Source organism: Thermus tengchongensis (genome assembly GCF_021462405.1).
GTDB classification, from domain to species: domain Bacteria; phylum Deinococcota; class Deinococci; order Deinococcales; family Thermaceae; genus Thermus; species Thermus tengchongensis.
In genome coordinates this window covers 1-13,085 of record NZ_JAKEDU010000009.1, presented here as the reverse complement: position 1 = coordinate 13,085, position 13,085 = coordinate 1, and the positions used below count along the sequence as shown (strand labels likewise).

Annotated in this window: 14 protein-coding genes; 7 read left to right on the top strand and 7 right to left on the bottom strand. The window is 65.9% G+C overall.

Going from position 1 to position 13,085, the window contains the following annotated elements; genetic code table 11:
* Nucleotides 1–59: 59 nt before the first annotated feature.
* Nucleotides 60–2,153, bottom strand: coding sequence for an AAA family ATPase (locus L1087_RS10185; RefSeq protein ID WP_234558786.1), 2,094 nt, complete (start codon nucleotides 2,151–2,153; stop codon nucleotides 60–62).
* A 70-nt stretch (nucleotides 2,154–2,223) separates the two neighbouring features.
* On the opposite strand from L1087_RS10185, the gene glgC reads away from it, so the two are divergent.
* From glgC to L1087_RS10155, 6 genes are all read left to right on the top strand, one after another.
* The gene (gene glgC / locus L1087_RS10180; protein WP_234558785.1) at nucleotides 2,224–3,468 is read left to right on the top strand and encodes a glucose-1-phosphate adenylyltransferase; all 1,245 of its coding nucleotides are present in this window, start codon (nucleotides 2,224–2,226) and stop codon (nucleotides 3,466–3,468) included.
* Nucleotides 3,469–3,470: 2 nt separating this feature from the next.
* Nucleotides 3,471–4,157 (top strand): SagB/ThcOx family dehydrogenase, encoded by a 687-nt coding sequence (locus L1087_RS10175; RefSeq protein ID WP_135260400.1) that lies wholly within the window; start codon nucleotides 3,471–3,473, stop codon nucleotides 4,155–4,157.
* 20 nt (nucleotides 4,158–4,177) lie between these two features.
* The gene (locus L1087_RS10170; protein WP_135260401.1) at nucleotides 4,178–4,852 is read left to right on the top strand and encodes a response regulator transcription factor; all 675 of its coding nucleotides are present in this window, start codon (nucleotides 4,178–4,180) and stop codon (nucleotides 4,850–4,852) included.
* Complete coding sequence (locus L1087_RS10165) at nucleotides 4,852–5,223, top strand: gamma-glutamylcyclotransferase family protein (RefSeq protein WP_038040223.1); 372 nt, start codon at nucleotides 4,852–4,854, stop codon at nucleotides 5,221–5,223. The genes L1087_RS10170 and L1087_RS10165 overlap by 1 nt, the downstream gene beginning before the upstream one ends.
* Before the next feature lie 288 nt (nucleotides 5,224–5,511).
* Entirely contained in the window at nucleotides 5,512–6,840 is a 1,329-nt protein-coding gene (locus L1087_RS10160; RefSeq protein WP_234558784.1) for a glycogen synthase, read from the top strand.
* Nucleotides 6,837–7,466: a tetratricopeptide repeat protein gene (locus L1087_RS10155; RefSeq protein ID WP_234558783.1), complete on the top strand. Its 630-nt coding sequence runs from the start codon at nucleotides 6,837–6,839 to the stop codon at nucleotides 7,464–7,466. Before L1087_RS10160 ends, L1087_RS10155 begins: the two co-directional genes overlap by 4 nt.
* On the opposite strand, the gene dusA is transcribed toward L1087_RS10155, so the two are convergent.
* From dusA to L1087_RS10130, 5 genes are read right to left on the bottom strand one after another with little or no spacing between them, the layout of a single operon-like run.
* Entirely contained in the window at nucleotides 7,359–8,390 is a 1,032-nt protein-coding gene (gene dusA / locus L1087_RS10150) for a tRNA dihydrouridine(20/20a) synthase DusA (protein WP_234558782.1), read from the bottom strand. The genes L1087_RS10155 and dusA overlap by 108 nt on opposite strands.
* Nucleotides 8,383–9,402, bottom strand: a complete 1,020-nt coding sequence (gene ispH / locus L1087_RS10145) for a 4-hydroxy-3-methylbut-2-enyl diphosphate reductase (protein ID WP_234558780.1) — start codon at nucleotides 9,400–9,402, stop codon at nucleotides 8,383–8,385. Before ispH ends, dusA begins: the two co-directional genes overlap by 8 nt.
* 1 nt (nucleotide 9,403) lies before the next feature.
* Nucleotides 9,404–10,000, bottom strand: a complete 597-nt coding sequence (locus L1087_RS10140; RefSeq protein ID WP_234558779.1) for a hypothetical protein — start codon at nucleotides 9,998–10,000, stop codon at nucleotides 9,404–9,406.
* Nucleotides 9,988–10,179 (bottom strand): hypothetical protein, encoded by a 192-nt coding sequence (locus L1087_RS10135; RefSeq protein WP_015716379.1) that lies wholly within the window; start codon nucleotides 10,177–10,179, stop codon nucleotides 9,988–9,990. Before L1087_RS10135 ends, L1087_RS10140 begins: the two co-directional genes overlap by 13 nt.
* A gap of 7 nt (nucleotides 10,180–10,186) precedes the next feature.
* Nucleotides 10,187–11,179 carry a polyprenyl synthetase family protein gene (locus L1087_RS10130; protein ID WP_234558778.1) on the bottom strand — a complete coding sequence of 331 codons (993 nt, stop codon included), beginning with the start codon at nucleotides 11,177–11,179 and terminating at the stop codon, nucleotides 10,187–10,189.
* Nucleotides 11,180–11,196: 17 nt separating this feature from the next.
* Here L1087_RS10130 and L1087_RS10125 point away from each other — a divergent pair, with 17 nt between their 5' ends.
* A complete protein-coding gene (locus L1087_RS10125) occupies nucleotides 11,197–12,027 on the top strand; it encodes a DMT family transporter (protein WP_135260408.1) in 831 nt (276 codons plus the stop codon).
* On the opposite strand, the gene moaA is transcribed toward L1087_RS10125, so the two are convergent.
* On the bottom strand, nucleotides 12,005–12,982 hold the full coding sequence (gene moaA / locus L1087_RS10120; protein WP_038043234.1) for a GTP 3',8-cyclase MoaA: 978 nt from the start codon (nucleotides 12,980–12,982) through the stop codon (nucleotides 12,005–12,007). The two genes, L1087_RS10125 and moaA, sit on opposite strands and share 23 nt — an antisense overlap.
* Nucleotides 12,983–13,085 lie beyond the last annotated feature (103 nt).

The following is a 13,085-nucleotide window of genomic DNA, read 5'->3' as shown; positions in this document are numbered from 1 at the left end:
CCCTAGGCCACGGCGGGGACCCCAAAAAGCATGGGCGCGCCGCTTCAGCTTGTGGATACTTAGCCCTTTTCGCCCTCGCCGTTTTCCAGGCTTTGGAAGTGGGCCAGCACCTCCCGCACCTTCTCGTGCACCCAGTAGGCCTTGCGGCCGAAGAGGAGCTCGATGGCCTCGTCCACCTCCTCTACGGCATAGAGGTGGAAGTGGCCCCTTTCCACCGCCTCCACCACCTCTTTGCGCAGGGTGAGGTGGGGCAGATTGGCCTTGGGGAGCACCACCCCCTGGGTTCCGGAAAGGCCCAGGGCCTGGCAGACCCGGTAAAACCCTTCCACCTTCTCCGCCACCCGGCCCACGGCCAAGACCCGGCCCGTTTGGTCCAGGCTTCCGGTGACCGCCAGGTCCTGCCTCAGGGGAAGGCCGGAGATGGCGGAGAGCACCGCCAAAAGCTCGGCAAGCCCCGCCGAGTCCCCCTCGATCCCCCCGTAGCTCTGCTCAAAGACCAGGCTCACCGTGGCGGAAAGGGCCCCCAGGCTGGCGTAGGTGCCCCGCAGGTACCCGGCCAGGGTGAGGACCGCCTTGTGGAAGACCTGGCCCCCCAGGCCCACCTCCCGGTCGATGGAGAGGATGCCCTCCCGCCCGGGGCCCGCTTGGGCGGTGATGCGCACGGGCCGCCCCCTGGGCAGGGGGCCTTCCACCACCACCAGGCCGTTGATCTCCCCCACCCGCATACCCTGGACCTCGAGGGCCACCACCCCCTCCTCGAGGTCCTTCAGGTAAAGCTCCTCCTCCAGGCCGAACCGTTCCTCCCGGGCCCGGAGGGCCTTTTCCACCGCCTCCCGGTCCAGGGGGCGCTTGAGGGCTTGGGCCTCCCGGGCCAGGTCCAGAAGGCGGTAAAGCCTGGCGTCCAGGCGTTCCTTGTGCCCGGTCCAGCGCCGGGCCTCGTCCGCCAGGGCGGAGAGGCCCTCAGGGGTCAGGGCCACGCCCTCGGCCTCTAGAAATCCCCCAAGGTAGGCCACGTTCTCCTTGGTGTAGGGGATCTCCGGGCTGAACTCCACGCGGAAGGGGAAGAGCTCCAGGAATTCCTCGTCCTCCTCCAGGAAGGCGATCACCTCCGGGGGGCCCACCAGGAAGACCTGGGCCTTGAGGGGAGCGGGCTTGAGGCGGGGGCCCTTGACCTCGGGCCGGGGGGAGAGGGGTTCCACCTCTCCCGTGGCCAAGGCCCGCTTCAAGAGGGGGTAGCTTCCGAGCTCCCACACCCGGTGGGCCTCGAGGACCAAGACCCCTCCCGTGGCCCGGTGCAGGGCCCCGGGGCGCAAAAGCCCAAGATGGGTGGAGAGGAGGCCCTCCTGCATCTCGTACTCCAGGTGCCCGAAAAGCCTCTCCGGGCTGGGGTTGGGCTCATAGACCACCCGTTCTCCCCCCTCCACCAGAAGCCGGGGCAGGAGCCTTTCCAGCTTGAGGGCCTCCTCCAAAGCGGCGGCCCGCAGCAGGGTTTCCGTGACCCAGTCCAGGTAGCGGCCCGCCTGGGGGAAGCGCCTTTTGAGCTCCTGGGCCTTGGGCAGGAGGAAGCGCTCGGCAAAACCCCGCCTCAAGGCGGCCACCTCCGCCTCCGCCCGTTGCCGCACGTCCACGTAGGCCAAGACGGTTTCCTCCAGCTTGGCGGAAAGCTCCGGGGGCATGGGACCCTTTCCCGATAGCCTAAGGCCCTCTTCCCCCTCCAAGAGGGCAAACCCGTAGCCCTCCGCCTCTTGGGCCAGGGTCTTCAGGAGGGCTTCGGCCTCCTTCTCGTAGCGGGCCTCCACCAGGCTTTTAGCGTAGAGGAAACCTTTCTCCCGGAAGAGGGCGGGGGTGAACTCGGCGAGGAGGGCCTCCACCCCTTCCACCAGGGCCCGGCCCTGCCCCTCGGGGAGGAGGAGGGGGAAGGCTTCCTCCCCGAGGGGCAGGTAGACCAGCTCCTCCTTGGGGAAGGGGCGGTCCTGCAGGTAAGCAAGGAGGCGTTTTCTTTTGCCAAGGCCGCTTGGCCCCACCAAGTAGCCGTGCCCGCCCTGGCGGAAGGCGGCCTCGAGGGCCTTTAAAGCCCGCTCCTGACCGAAGAAGGGGGGGGCAGGCTTGGGCTCGGTGAGCGGGGTGAACCAGGCAAGAGCGCTAACCCGCATCGGGCCTCACTATACCCGGACCCACGCCCTGAGGGGCCTGGGGTAAACTAGCGGACAAGGGAGGGATTTCATGGTTAAGGTGGAGGTCCTGGGCATGATCCTGGCAGGGGGACAGGGGAGCCGCCTCTACCCCCTCACCGCCAAGCGGGCCAAGCCCGCGGTGCCCTTCGGGGCCAAGTATCGGATTATTGATTTCGTCCTGAACAACTTCGTGAACTCAGGTATTTACTCCATCTACGTGCTTACCCAGTTCAAGGCCCAGTCCCTCACCGAGCACATCCAGCGCTACTGGCGCTTCGGGGCCTTCCTGGAGGACCACTTCATCCTCCTGGTGCCCGCCCAGATGTACCGCTACGAGGAGCTCGGCCCCGTTTGGTACCGGGGTACCGCGGACGCCATCTACCAGAACCTGCACCTGGTGCAGAACCATGCCCCCACCGCCGTGGCCATCTTCGGCGGGGACCACATCTTCAAGATGAACGTGCGCCACATGGTGGAGTACCACTACGAGAAGCGGGCGGACATCACCATCGCCGCCTATCCCGTCCCCGTGGAGGAAGCCTCCCGCTTCGGCGTCTTGCAGGTGGACCCAGAGTGGCGCATCACCGAGTTTCAGGAAAAGCCCAAAGACCCCAAGCCCATTCCCAACAAGCCCCACCTGGCCCTGGCCTCCATGGGCAATTACATCTTCCGCACCGAGGCCCTCTTTGAGCTCCTGGAGGCGGATGCCAAGGACGAGGCTTCCAGCCACGACTTCGGCAAGGACGTGATCCCCAGGGCCCTGAAGGAGGGTTACCGGGTCTATGCCTACGACTTCCACCGCAACCCCATCCCCGGCCAGGAGGGTCCCAACCTGTACTGGCGGGACGTGGGCACCCTGGACGCCTACTTTGAGGCCAGCATGGACCTGGTGAAGGTGGTCCCCGAGTTCGACCTCTTCAACCCCGAGTGGCCCCTCAGGACCGCCAACCTCTTCAGTCCCCCCGCCAAGTTCGTCCACGAAACGGGGGAGAGGGTGGGCCGTGCCCTCAACAGCCTCCTGGCCGGTGGGGTCATCGTGAGCGGGGGGACGGTGCGGGAGTCCGTCCTCTTCCGCCGGGTACGGGTGAACTCCTACAGCCTGGTGGAGCGCTCCGTCCTCTTTGACGACGTGGAGGTGGGCCGCTACTGCAGGATCCGCAACGCCATTATCGACAAGGACGTGAAGATCCCCCCCCACACCGAGATCGGCTACGACCTCGAGGCCGACCGCGCCCGGGGCTTCACCGTTACCCCGGAGGGGGTGGTGGTGGTGCCCAAGGGGTACCGCTTTTAACCATGGAGAAGCATCCGGGTAAGCTTTTCTATCGCCTTTCCCGCTTGAGCCAGGGGGAGGAGCTTCCCCTAAAGCGGAAGCCCAAGTCCAAGGTTTACGCCAATCCCCTAGAAACCCAGGCCCTGCCTCCCTTCCGGGAGGAGGGAGGGCCGCCTTTGTTCCGGGTTCTTTCCCAGCTCAGGCCCCTCTTGCCCGAGGTGGGCTCGGCCCTGACCCTGAAGGATCTCTCCCAGATCCTCTATCCCTTGGCGGAGCGCTCGGGGAGGCGGGGTTTTCCCTCGGCGGGGGAGGCTTATCCCGTGGAGGCCTACCTGGTGGTGCGCCGGGTGGAAGGGGTTTTCCCAGGGGTCTACCACTACTTCCCCAAGGAGCACCAGCTCTTCCAGATCGCCGCCAGGGTGGAGGAGGCCTCCTGGTCCGAGGCGCTTTTGGGGCTTGGCCTCGAGCAGGCGGCGGCCCTTTTGGTCTTCACCCTGGTTCCGGAAAGGAGCGAGGCCCTCTTCGGCCTCAGGGGATACCGTTATGCCCTCCTCGAGGCGGGCTACGCCGCAGGCTTGGTGCTCCTTTCCGCCATTGGTCAGGGCCTGGCCGCCTACCCGGCCGAAACCTTTTATGATGAAATGGTGGCTCACCTCCTGCGGTTGCCCGAGGGGGAATACCCCGGGGTGGTGGTGATTTTGGGACGTTAAGCGTATTCGGGGAAGGATTTATGGCGCGGATTCTCTTGGTGGAGGACGATCCCCAGGTGGGGGGGCTGGTTAAGCGGTTTTTGGAGAAGGAGGGGCTTGGGGTGGTCTGGGCCCGCACGGGCAGGGAGGCCTTGCAACAGGTCTGGGATACCGGCAGGCCGGACCTGGTGGTCCTGGACCGGGGGCTTCCCGATATGGAGGGCCTCGAGGTCCTCAAATCCTTGCGAGACCTGGATCCGTTGCTCCCGGTTTTGCTCCTCACCGGTAAGGCGGACGAGGATAGCCGGGTGGAGGGGCTATTGGAGGGGGCGGACGATTATCTGGGCAAGCCCTTTTCCCTGAAGGAGCTTTTGGCCCGCATCAAGGCCCTCCTGCGCCGAAGCGGAAAGGAAGGGAAGCGGTATTTCGGTACCCTGGAGCTGGACCTGGAGGCCAGGAAGGCCTACCTGGACGGTCAGCCCTTGAAGCTTTCCGCCACCGAAACCAAGCTCCTCTTCGTTCTGGCCCAGACCCCGGGGAGGGTGTACACTCGGGAGGAGCTTTTGGAAAGGGTTTGGGGGCCCGAGTTTGGGGGTTCGGAGCGGGTGGTGGACGCCTATATCCGCCTTCTCCGCAAAAAGCTCAAGGATGACCCCCACGCCCCCCGGTTCATCGAAACCGTGGTGGGGATGGGGTACCGCTTCGTGGGCGAGTGATGGAGCGGGTGTTCGTCTATGGAACCCTGAAGCGGGGGGAACGGAACTACCCCTTGGTGGAGGGGCTGGTGGTGAAGGCCCTGCCCGGGCACGTGGAGGGCTTTCGCCTTTTTCACCTGGCCGAGGGGCGGGACCGTCCTTACCCCTATCCTGGCATGGTTCCCGGGGAGGGAAGGGTCTACGGGGAGGTCCTCTTTGTGCCGGAGGAGGCCCTCACCCTATTGGACGAGCTGGAGGAGGAGGGGGAGGAGTACCGGCGGGTTCGGGTTTTAGTGGAAACGGAGGAGGGTCCCCTTTCCGCCTGGACTTACCTCTACCTGGGGGACCTCGAGGGGGCGGTTTGGCTTCCCCAAGGGGTGTGGCCGGCCTAGGCTTCCCCCGGGCCGGGAAGGACGGGAAACCCCTCCCTCAGCGCTGCTCCTGCCAAGCGCGCATCCAGGGTGACAGAGGGAAGGTCCTGGGGCCGGGCCCGGCTGGTCACCCAGGTTGCAGCTAAGTACCCGCACGCAAAGGTTGCCCCACCGGCCAAAGCCAAAGTGGCGTGCTCATGGCCTCTTTGGGCCCCCCGTCGTGGCGCAAGCCACGACGGGGTACTTAGCTGGAGGGCATCCCCGGTTCGCAAGGGGTGGGCGAAGAGGAGGCGGCGGTATAGTGCAGCCATGAAGGTCCTCATGGTGGCCCCCGAGGCCTACCCCCTGGTGAAGGTGGGGGGGCTCGCCGACGTGGTGGGGGCCTTGCCCAAGGCCTTAAGGCCCCTGGGGGTAGGGGTCACGGTGCTTCTTCCCTGGCACCGCTTTGTGAAGGCACAGAGGGTAGGGGAGGTGGCCTATGCCTTCGCCGGACAGGAGGAAAGGGCTCCCCTGGGGGAACGGTGGGAGGGAGGGGTGCGGTTTCTCCTTCTGGGCGTGCCCGGGTTTGAACGGGACCGGGTCTACGGTTATCCCGACGACGTGGAGCGCTACCTCCGCTTTGCCGTGGCGGCGGGCCGGGTGGCCCTGGGGTTTGACCTGGTCCACGCCCACGACTGGACCGCTGCCCTCCTGTCCCTTACCGCCAGGGTGCCCGTCGTCTACACCATCCACAACCTGGCCCACCAGGGCCTGGTGGACCCCGCCCTCTTCTTCCATTGGACGGGACTTCCCTGGAGTCTTTTCCACATGGAGGCCCTGGAGTTCTACGGCCAGGTGAACCTGATGAAGGGGGGCATCGTCTTCGCCCGGGCCGTCACCACGGTGAGCCCCTCGTATGCGGAAGAGATCCAGACCCCGGAGTTTGGCATGGGGCTGGATGGGGTACTGAGGCGGCATGCGGGCAAGCTTTTTGGCATCCTGAATGGCTTGGACCTCGAGGTCTTTGACCCGGCCAAGGACCCCCACCTTCCCGCCCCTTACTCCCGGGGGGATGTAAGGGGGAAGGCCCTGGCGCAAAAGGCTCTTTGGGAGCGCACGGGGCTTAAGGGGCCCCTCCTCGCTTATGTGGGCCGGCTGGATGGACAAAAGGGCTTAGACCTCATCCTGAAGGCCATCCCCCACTTGAGGGAGCTGGGCTTTTACCTGTTGGTCCAAGGGGTGGGGGACGAGGGCATAGCGCAGGCCCTCAGGCAGGCGGAGGAGGAGAATCCCGGCTTCGTGCGCTTTGTGGAGGCCTACGACGAGGCCTTGGCCCGCCTGGCCTATGCGGGGGCAGACGCCCTTTTGGTGCCGAGCCGCTTTGAACCCTGCGGCCTGGTGCAGATGATCGCCCAGCGCTACGGCACCCCTCCCGTGGCCCGGGCGGTGGGGGGGCTGAAGGACACCATAGAGGACGGCCACACGGGGGTGCTCTTCCAGAGTTACCATCCCGAGGGCCTCCTCTACGGGGTCTTGCGCCTCTTCCACCTGGGGGCAGAGGGGCTGGGCCTAAGGGGCATGGAAAAGGACTTCTCCTGGGCTAAAAGCGCCGAGGCCTACCACCGGGTCTACCGTTTGGCCTTAGGCTGGGGAGGATGATGAAGGACCTCGAGGCCAAGGCCTTGGCGGGGGATGGGGAGGCCCAGGCCCTGCTCCACTTTCTCCGGCTCCTAAGGCGCAAGGAGTATCAGGAGGCTAGAGCCTATGCCGAGGGCTTCCCCGAGGAGCTTAGGGATAGGCTCCTGGCCGGGCTTAGCCTGCTAGAGGAAGCCCCTGAGCGCCTGGAAGACCCCCTCTTTGCCGCGGAGAGGGAAGTGGTCCTCGGGGTGAAGGCGGTGGGGGAGGGGAGGAGGGAGGAGGCCGAGGCCCGTTTTCAAAAGGCCCTTGCCCTGGACCCCCACCACCACCGGGCCCTCACCAACTTGGGCAACCTTTACCTGGAAAGGGGGGAGCTGGAGGCGGCCTTGGACCTTTACCAACGGGCCCTGAAGCTGGCCCCGGAGGACCCCCTGGTCCACGAGAACCTGGCCGCCTTGTACAAGCGGAAGGGGGATCTGGACAAGATGGTGGCCCACATGAAGCGGGCCACCCGGCTCAAAATGCGCCCGCCGCCTCCCCTAGACCCGGCCACGGGCCGGCCCCAGCGCCGCCTGCGGATCCCCCTTTGGGTATGGATCTTTCTCCTGGCCGCCTTCCTCTACTTCTTCGTCCTCCAGCGCCCTTAGGGCCTGGTCCAGGGCCGCCGGGGAACGCCCCTCGGAGAGGAGGCGCCGCCAAAGCCGCCCTCTCCTCTGTCCCCGGAAGAGGTTCAGCATGTGCCGGAGGACCGCCCATGGGGGCGTGCCCTTTCCCAGCTCCTCCTCCAGGTAGGCCCGCATGCGCCGGGCCACCTCGAGGCGGCTTGGCCGCCGCTCCAGGCCGAACACCCGGCGGTCGGCTTCCGCCAGGACGAAGGGGTCCTCGTAGACCGCCCGGCCCATCATCACCCCGTCCACCCGCACCAGGTGGGCCAGGGCCTCCTCCAGGGTGCGCACCCCCCCGTTCAGCACCAGGGTAAGGTGGGGGAAGTCCCGCTTGAGCTGGTGCACCCAGCTGTGCCGCAGGGGGGGCACCTCCCGGTTGGCCTTCGCGGAGAAGGCCAGGAGGGCGCTCCGGGCGTGGACGATGAACACCCTCACCCCAGCTTCGGCGAAGCGCTCCACCATGCGGGCCAGCTGGGGGTAGGTTTCCTGGCCCTCGAGGCCCAGGCGCATCTTGGCGGAAACCGGCACCCGCACCGCCCCCACCATGGCCCTTAGGATCTCCGCTACCCGCTTGGGGTCTTGGAGGAGGCAGGCGCCGAAGCCGCCTTCCTGGGCCTTCTCCGAGGGGCAGCCCAGGTTCAGGTTCACCTCATCGTAGCCAAAGGCTTCCCCAATGCGGGCAGCTTCCGCCAGGTCCTTGGGGTCCGAGCCCGCCAGCTGCAGGGCGATGGGGTGCTCCTCGGGGTGGAAGGCAAGAAGCCTTTCCGCCTTTCCCCGAAGCACCGCCTGGTCCACGGTCATCTCCGTGTAAAGCCGCACCTTGCGGCTGATCTGGCGGACCAAAAAGCGGAAGTGCCGATCCGTCCGGTCCACCATGGGGGCCACGGACAGGCGGTGGTCAAACACCCTGCAAGACCTCCTCCGGGGACAGGACCCTGGGTTCGCGGAAGGCGATGTCCTCTTCTTCCCCTTCCTCGATCACCTCGAGGCCCGGGTATTTTGCCCGAAGCAGCTCCACCAGCTCCTGCACCAGGTCCTCGGGGGTGCTGGCGGCGGAGGTGATGCCCGCGCTCCTGGCCTCCCGGAGCCACTCCTCCTTCAGGTCCTTGGCGGTCTCCAGCCGGTAGGCCCTTCCCGTGAGGCTTCGGGCCAGCTCTAGGAGGCGCATGCCGTTGGAGGAGTGGGGGCTGGTGAGAACCAGAAAGAGGTCCACCTTGGGGGCGAGGCGCTTCACCGCCTCCTGGCGGTTTTGCGTGGCGTAGCAAAGGTCCTTCCTTTTGGGGACCACCAGCTTGGGGAAGCGCCTTTTCAGGATCTCAATGGTGGCCAGGGTGTCGTCCACGCTCAAGGTGGTCTGGGTGAGGACCACCACCCTCTCCGGGTCCGGCACCTCCACGGTGCGCGGATCCGCCAGGTGGGGATCCTTGCCCACGTGGGTATGCACCGCCACCAGGATGGTCCTCTCCGGGGCCTCCCCGTAGGTACCCTTCACCTCCTGATGATCGGCGGAATCCCCCACCAGGAGGATCCAGTACCCTTCCTGGGCATAGCGCCTGGCCTCGGTGTGCACCTTGGTGACCAGGGGACAGGTGGCGTCCAGGATCCGCAGGCCCATCTCCGCCGCCTGGCGGCGCACCGCTGGGGGGTGGCCGTGGGCGGAAAAGACCAGGGTGCCGGCCAGGGGCCTTTCCTGGCGGAGCCTCTCCAGCTCGGAAAGGTCCTCCACGAAGTGCACCCCTTTGGCCCGGAGGCGCTCCACCACGGTGCGGTTGTGGACGATCTCGTGGTAAACCACGAGCTCCCCCTCCGCCCTCAGGGCCTCCGCCCAGCGCTCCACCGCCTCGATGGCCATCACCACCCCGGCGCAGAAACCCCGGGGCCGGGCCAGGTACACCCGCTTAAGCTCCATGGCCCCCATTCTAGGCCTCCTTTTCCGCTTCCTTTGTGGCTTGGGATAGGACCTTTTGGGCCATTTCCCGGGCGAAGGCGGTCCTGGCCCTTTCCAAGGCCTTCCTGGCGGTTTCCCGCCCCTTGCCCCCGGGGCGGAAGCCCTCCTGGGCCAGGGCCAGGAGGGCTAAGGCCGTGGCGGGGAAGGCCAGGCCGCTTTTCTCCAGGAGCCCCAGGCCCTCCCCGTAGCGGTGGAGGGCCTCCCGGTAGGCGCCTCCCAACAGGGCTTGGCTTCCCTCCTGGAAGGCCCGGGCGGCTTGGAGCAGGCCAGCGCCTTCCACTAGGGGCTCTCCCGCTTCCGCGGAAAGGTGAGCGGCCTCGAGGAGCCTTTCCAGGGCCAGGGTTCGCTCCTCCTCGGGCAGAAGGGACGAGTATTCCTGCTGGAAAAGGGGGGCGAACCAGGAGAGGCGGAGGGGTTTCCGTAGACGAAAGGTTTCCCCTTGGGCTTCCACTTCCTGGTCCAAGGCCTTGAGCAAGGGAACCAGCTTGGGGAAGCGGGCCCGCACCTCCTCCCGCCTGGCTTCTCCCCTTAGGGCCAGGAAAAAGAGAAAGGCCTCTACTCCTTCCACGCCTCCACTTCCTTGTAGTGCACCAAGGCGGCGAAGAGGGGAGAGGATCCCTCGGCCACGGAGAACTTCACCTCCACCAGGACCACGTCCTCGGGAAGCTCCTCCACGAAGCGGTTGAGCCTTTCCTGAAAGATATCGGGATCGTTAGCGGTGATCACCTTGAACCTAACCCCTTGCATGGCCCCATTATGCCCTGCGTTCCACCAAGGCGGAGAGGAGGTTTTGCAAATGGGAGGCGGCCTCCCGTCCGGGGAGGGTGTCTAGGTATGGAGTAAGGGCACCTAGGCCCCCTTGGGCAAGTTTCTTGGCCTCCTCCTTGGCCCAGGCCACGGCTCCGGAGGCCAGGAGCCTCTCCCAAAGCCAACGCACCTCGGCCTCGGGCTTGGCCTCCCGGGGAAGGCTTAAGAGGGCCTCGGCCCGGATGCGATCCTCCTTGGGGGCTTCCTCGAGGTAGCGGATCAGGATCAGGGTGCGCTTGCCCTCGTAGAGGTCCCCTGCCCGCTCCTTGCCGTAGGCCTTGTCCCCCTCGAGGTTGAGGACGTCGTCCATGATCTGGAAGGCCACCCCCAGCTTGAGCCCGGCCTCCTCGTAGAGGGCCGGTGGCTCCCTGCCCGCCAGAAGAGCCCCCAGGCGTAGGGGGGCCACGGCGGTGTAATAGGCGGCCTTGTGCGCCACCATGCGGAAGTAGTCCTCAGGGGTGAGGTCCAGGCGGTCGGAGAGGGTCCAGAGGAGGTCCATATGTTGCCCGTAGGCAGTACGGCGCACCACCTGGTGGAACTCGGCCAGCACCTCCGGTCCAAAGAGGCCTTCGTTTAAACCTCGGATCAAAAGCCCCCACATCTCCCCGTGCAGGGCATCCCCGGCATTCAGGGCCAGGGGCATAGGGTAGAGGCGGTGCAGGGTGGGCTTTCCCCGGCGTTCCTCAGAACCGTCCTCTATGTCGTCGTGGATCAGCACCCAGTTTTGGAAAAGTTCCAATGCGGTGCCTGCCCAGAGGCTGGCCTCGAGGGTAGCACCATGAGCGAGCCCCGCATAGACCACCAAAAGCCCCCGGAGCATCTTTCCACCTCGGGAGGGATATTCCTGAAGAAGCGCCTGGTAAGCGGGATCGAGGTGGGTCAGGTGGCCGAGGAGCCTTTCGCGGAGGGCATCCTTCACTTCCTGGGGGGAGGGCACCATGCTATACACTTTAGGCCATGCGCGGCTACGCCTTGGGCCTCCTGGCCCTCAACCTCCTCACCCTTCTTTGGGGCACCACCTTTGTGGTGGTCAAGGGGGCGGTGGGGGAGATGGCCCCAAGCCTCCTGGTCTTCCTGCGCTTCCTCCTGGCCAGCCTCTTCTTTCTGCCCTGGGCCTGGCGCCTCCCCAAAGGGGTGTGGGGGCCAGGGATGGAGTTGGCCTTTTGGCTGCTTTTGGGCTATGCCTCCCAGGCGGTTGGCCTCATGTACACCTCGGCGAGCCGCAGCGCTTTTATCACTGCCCTGAACGTGGTCTTGGTGCCCTTGATCCTGGGCCTGGTGGGCCGGAGGCTGGGGAGCGTGTGGCTGGCGGCCCTTTTGGCCTTTTTGGGCGTGGGGTTTCTTTCCTACGATCCCCGGCAGCCCCCCTTGAACGTGGGGGATCTCTGGACCCTCCTCACCGCATTCACCTACGCTCTATACATCGTGCGCCTCGAGGTGCACGCCAAGGCCTTCCCCTCCTTGCCCCTCACGGCGGTCCAGATCTTTGGCACGGCGCTTCTTGCCCTGCCCTGGGCCCTTTGGGAGGGGGTGAGATGGGAAGGGATACCCTGGGGTGCCGTCCTTTACCTGGGGGTGGTGGCCACGGCCCTCACCACCTGGCTCCAGACCTGGGGACAGAGGTACGTGCCTGCGCCCCAGGCGGCCATCCTTTACACCTTGGAACCCGTCTGGGCTACCCTTTTTGCCTTCGCTGTCTTGGGAGAAAGGCTGGGCTTTTTGGGTGGCCTCGGGGCGTTTCTAGTGGTCCTGGCCACCTTCCAGGCTATCCGCCGATCCCCAGCATGACCCGCTTCCTTAAGGTGGGGAGAGTGTTGCCGAAGGCGGGCTTGCGGTTGGTGGCGATGAGGATGGCATCCACCAAGGCCTCCACCGGCTCCTCTGCGGCAAAGGCCCAGGAGATGTCCATCTCCAGGTCGGTGAGCAGGCAAGGCCGAAGCTTTTTGTCGGAGGTGAGGCGGAGCCGGGAGCAGTTGCTGCAAAAGGGCTCGGTGACGGGGTTGATGAACCCCAGGGTGCCCACCGCCCCCGGGATTCGGAAGACCCGGGCTGGGGAGGTGGGGTCGTGGGGGACGGGTTCCAAGGGGCCAAAGACCGCCTCGATCCGCGCCCGGATCTCCTTCCCGGGCACAAAGCGGCGGCGGTACTCCTCGGGGTCGGAGTTGTCCAGGTGCATGTACTCGATGTAGCGCACGTGCAAAGGGCGCTCCAGGGAGAGGCGGGCCAGGGGCACCACCTCCTCCTCGTTCATCCCCCGGATGATCACGGCGTTGAGCTTTACCGGGTGGAGGCCCAGCTCCAAGGCGGTTTCTATGGCCTCCAAAACCCGCTCCACCTTCCCGCCCCGGGTGATGCGGGTGAAGACCTCGGGGGTGATGGCGTCCAAGGAGATGTTCACCCGGTTCAGGCCTGCTTGTACCAGCTCCTTGGCCCTTTTGGCGAAGAGGAGGCCGTTGGTGGTGATGGCCACGTCCTCAATGCCCTCCTTGCTCCGGGCCCGCTCGATCATCTGGGGAAGCTCCTTGCGCACCAAGGGTTCCCCACCCGTGAAGCGCACGGCGGAAAGGCCAAGAAGGGAGGCGGCCTCGAGGAAGTGGTCCACCTCCTGCACCGTTAGGGTGCCTGGGGGCTCGGCCATCTCCAGGCCCAGGGGGTGGCAGTAAAGGCAGTGCAGGTTGCACCGGGGGGTAACGGAGATGCGAAGGTCTTTGATAACGCGCCCATAGTTGTCCAGTAGCTTCATGCCTTTCCCCCTTTGGGCCACCATACTACGTCCTACGGCCAGAGGGCAAGGGATAAAAAAACAAACCCCCAGGCATAAGCCTGGGGGCTGGAGGTGGAGCGGG

Coding starts and splice junctions, on each gene's coding strand:
- L1087_RS10160 (WP_234558784.1), top strand. CDS start 5,512: ATGAAGGTCCTCATGGTGGCCCCCGAGGCCTACCCCCTGGTGAAGGTG.
- moaA (WP_038043234.1), bottom strand. CDS start 12,982: ATGAAGCTACTGGACAACTATGGGCGCGTTATCAAAGACCTTCGCATC.
- L1087_RS10125 (WP_135260408.1), top strand. CDS start 11,197: ATGCGCGGCTACGCCTTGGGCCTCCTGGCCCTCAACCTCCTCACCCTT.
- L1087_RS10185 (WP_234558786.1), bottom strand. CDS start 2,153: ATGCGGGTTAGCGCTCTTGCCTGGTTCACCCCGCTCACCGAGCCCAAG.
- glgC (WP_234558785.1), top strand. CDS start 2,224: ATGGTTAAGGTGGAGGTCCTGGGCATGATCCTGGCAGGGGGACAGGGG.
- L1087_RS10175 (WP_135260400.1), top strand. CDS start 3,471: ATGGAGAAGCATCCGGGTAAGCTTTTCTATCGCCTTTCCCGCTTGAGC.
- ispH (WP_234558780.1), bottom strand. CDS start 9,402: ATGGGGGCCATGGAGCTTAAGCGGGTGTACCTGGCCCGGCCCCGGGGT.
- L1087_RS10165 (WP_038040223.1), top strand. CDS start 4,852: ATGGAGCGGGTGTTCGTCTATGGAACCCTGAAGCGGGGGGAACGGAAC.
- L1087_RS10170 (WP_135260401.1), top strand. CDS start 4,178: ATGGCGCGGATTCTCTTGGTGGAGGACGATCCCCAGGTGGGGGGGCTG.
- L1087_RS10135 (WP_015716379.1), bottom strand. CDS start 10,179: ATGCAAGGGGTTAGGTTCAAGGTGATCACCGCTAACGATCCCGATATC.
- L1087_RS10130 (WP_234558778.1), bottom strand. CDS start 11,179: ATGGTGCCCTCCCCCCAGGAAGTGAAGGATGCCCTCCGCGAAAGGCTC.
- L1087_RS10155 (WP_234558783.1), top strand. CDS start 6,837: ATGATGAAGGACCTCGAGGCCAAGGCCTTGGCGGGGGATGGGGAGGCC.